This is a genomic window from Kitasatospora sp. NPDC059571, assembly GCF_042735675.1.
In the GTDB taxonomy this organism is placed as follows: Bacteria; Actinomycetota; Actinomycetes; order Streptomycetales; family Streptomycetaceae; genus Kitasatospora.
Genome location: NZ_JBHWBW010000017.1, coordinates 1 through 2,901 on the forward strand (window position 1 = coordinate 1; position 2,901 = coordinate 2,901).

Below are 2,901 nucleotides of genomic sequence, written 5' to 3' on the forward strand. Positions count from 1 at the left end.
CGCCCGGAGAGGCGGGGGCACCCGGCCGTGGCCGTGCGGGTCAGCTGAAGCTGTGCTCCGGGCCGGGGAAGGCCCCGGACTGCACGTCGGCCGCGAACTCGCGGGCGGCGTCGCCGAGCACGGCGCGCAGGTTGGCGTACTGCTTGACGAACTTCGGCACCCGGCCGGCCGTCATCCCGGCGAAGTCCGTCCAGACCAGCACCTGGGCGTCGGTGTCGACGCCCGCGCCGATGCCGACGGTCGGGATCGCCAGCTGCGCGGTGACCTGGGCGGCCAGCTCGGCCGGCACCGCCTCCAGCACGACCGCGAAGGCGCCCGCCTGCTGCACCGCCTTGGCGTCGCGCAGCAGCCGGTGCGCGGCCTCGTCGCCGCGCCCCTGCACCGGGTACCCGCCGAAGGCGTGCACCGACTGCGGAGTGAGGCCGATGTGCGCCATCACCGGGATGCCGGCCTCGACCAGCAGCTCGATGGAGCGGGCGCTGCGCTCGCCGCCCTCCAGCTTGACCGCCTGGACGCCCGCCTCCTTCAGCAGCCGGGCGGCGTTGTGCATGGCCTGCGCGGGCGACTCCTGGTACGAGCCGAACGGCAGGTCGGCGACGACCAGAGCGCGCTTGGTGCCGCGGACGACGGCGGCGGAGAGCATCACCATCTGGTCCATGGTCACCGGGACGGTCGTCTCGTACCCGAGGTGGCAGTTGCCGGCGGAGTCGCCGACGAGCAGCACCGGGATGCCGGCCTCGTCGAAGACGCCGGCGGTCAGCGCGTCGTACGCGGTGAGCATCGCCCAGCGCTCGCCGTGCTGCTTGGCCTTGGCCAGGTCGCGGACGGTCACCCGACGGTTGGTGATGCCGCCGTACAGCACGGTGCCGTCCTGGTCGCGGCCCGTGCCCTGCGCCTGGGCAGGCTGAAGCGGAGAAGCGTTCATCGAACAGACTCCTGAAGGGTTGTCGTCTCGAGGCGCCCTGCGGCGTCCCCGGATCTGCTCCCATGCTTGCATGCCGCGGCCCGGCCGCAAAGAGCCGGGGCACCCGCCCGTTCCGCGCGGCTTTACCGAGACTTTACGATACGGGCCCGTCTCGTATCGAAAAAGGGTCTACGCTGGTCCGAAAGGGTTACGAGACGACACCGGCTCGTAAGTCCGCGCAGCCGACTCGTACGGACGGGGATCCGCATCATGACCAACGCAGCCGCCGCCACCGCGCCACCGCGCATACCCGAGGCCGTTCACCGCCGACGCTGGGCCATCCTGGGCACCCTGATCCTCGCCCTGCTCGTCGTCGTCCTGGACAACTCGATCCTCAACGTGGCGATGAAGACCATCGCCCAGCCCGCCCCCACCGGCCTCGGCGCCAGCCAGAGCGACCTGGAATGGGCGATCAACTCCTACACGCTGGTCTTCGCCGGCCTGCTCTTCACCGCCGGCCTGCTCGGCGACCGGCTCGGCCGCAAGTGGTCGCTGCTCGCCGGCATGGCCGTGTTCGGCATCGGCTCGCTGCTCTCCGCGCTCGCCTCCAGCCCCGGCGAGCTCATCACCTTCCGCGCGGTCATGGGCCTCGGCGGCGCCTTCGTGATGCCCGCGACCCTCGCCATCATCATGAACGTCTTCGAGCGGCACGAGCAGCCGAAGGCGATCGGCATCTGGGCCGGCGCGGTCGGCCTCGCCATCGCGATCGGCCCGATCACCGGCGGCCTGCTCATCGAGCACTTCTGGTGGGGCTCGGTCTTCCTGGTCAACGTGCCGATCGTGCTGATCGCCCTGGTCGCGATGAGCCTGCTCGTCCCCAACTCCCGCGACCCCAAGCCCGGCAAGCTCGACCCGGTGGGCGTCCTGCTCTCCATCGTCGGCCTGGTCGCCCTGATCTACGGCATCATCAAGGGCGGCGAGCTCGCCGACTTCACCGCCCCCGCCGCCTGGGTGCCGATCCTGATCGGCCTGGTCGCCCTCGCCGCGTTCGTGCTCTTCGAGCGGCGCACCGCCAGCCCCGCCCTGGACGTCACCTGGTTCCGCAACAAGGTGTTCTCCACCTCCGTCGTGGTCATCGGCGTGGTCTTCTTCGCGCTCATGGGCGTCTCGTTCTTCGGCGTCTTCTACACCCAGAGCGTCCGCGGCTACAGCGCCCTGCAGTCCGGCGTGCTGATGCTGCCGCTGGCCGCCGCCCAGATGGCCTTCGCGCCGCGCGCCCGCCTGGTCGTCGACCGGTTCGGCATCCGCGCCACCTGCGTCGGCGGCATGTCGCTCATCGTCGTCGGCTTCCTCGGCTACCTGCTGCTCGGCACCACCACCCCCATCTGGGTGCTGGTCGTCATAGGCTTCGTGATGGGCGCCGGCATGGCCCACGTCATGCCGCCGGTCACCACCGCCATCATGGGCTCGCTGCCCCGCGAGAAGGCCGGCGCCGGCTCCGCCGTCAACAACACCTTCCGCCAGGTCGGCGGCTCCCTCGGCGTCGCCGTCCTCGGCGCGGTGCTCTCCACCGTGTACCGCGACGGCATGTCCGACCACCTCGCCCAACTGCCCGCCCCGCTGCGGGACAAGGCCGGCGAGTCCCTGGAGGCCACCATGGCCATCGCCCAGAAGGCCCACGCCCCGGGCCTGGTCGCCCCTGCCCAGGACGCCTTCGTGCACGCCATGCACGTGGTCGCCGGGCTCTCCGCCGGCATCACCGCGGTCGGCGTCGTCCTCGCCCTGTTCCTGCTGCCCGGCAGGTCCCCGGCCGCGGCCCCCGGCGCACCCGCCGCGGCCGAACGCGAGCAGCACGCGGCCAAGGCCTGATCGGGAGGGGTGGACAATAGCGCCATGCAGACCGAACCCACCGTCTCGGCATGCGGCGCCGCCACGCCCGGCCCCGGCCCGGAGCTCTGCGCCCCCGCGGGGGGGGGGCCCGCCCCCCCGGGGGGCCG

At 72.3% G+C, this 2,901-nt stretch carries 2 protein-coding genes; one reads left to right on the forward strand and one right to left on the reverse strand.

Annotated elements, in window-relative coordinates:
- Positions 1 to 40 precede the first annotated feature (40 nt).
- Entirely contained in the window at positions 41 to 925 is an 885-nt protein-coding gene (panB, locus tag ACFV0G_RS04105; protein ID WP_380541236.1) for a 3-methyl-2-oxobutanoate hydroxymethyltransferase, read from the reverse strand.
- A gap of 249 nt (positions 926 to 1,174) precedes the next feature.
- Between panB and ACFV0G_RS04110 the strand changes: the two genes are divergently transcribed.
- Entirely contained in the window at positions 1,175 to 2,773 is a 1,599-nt protein-coding gene (locus tag ACFV0G_RS04110) for an MFS transporter (RefSeq protein ID WP_380541239.1), read from the forward strand.
- Positions 2,774 to 2,901: the final 128 nt, after the last annotated feature.